General features: G+C 35.7%; 1 protein-coding gene. It reads right to left on the reverse strand.

Going from position 1 to position 230, the window contains the following annotated elements; genetic code table 11:
* On the reverse strand, positions 1-230 hold a 230-nt coding region (locus AAEY79_RS16655; protein WP_352289942.1), incomplete at both ends, for a hypothetical protein.

Genomic DNA, 230 nt, shown 5'->3' on the forward strand with positions numbered 1-230 from the left:
GTTCTTGATGCTCATGCGTATTTAAAATAGCGGTAATAGTTAAATTTTGCGTAGTTACTATTTTTTCAAAGCGAGGGATCAGTTCAATAATCGGATCGATAATAAATGCATGTTGATCATCTGTTACATACAACCAACTACATGCACCTTGGTGTCTAAATTGGGTAAGCCCTAAAGCACATACTTCTTGCAAAGGAAAACTGCTATCAGAAATCACTAAACAGTTAGCT

This window comes from Psychrobacter sp. GW64-MNA-CIBAN-0177, assembly GCF_040309585.1.
Taxonomy (GTDB): domain Bacteria; phylum Pseudomonadota; class Gammaproteobacteria; order Pseudomonadales; family Moraxellaceae; genus Psychrobacter; species Psychrobacter okhotskensis.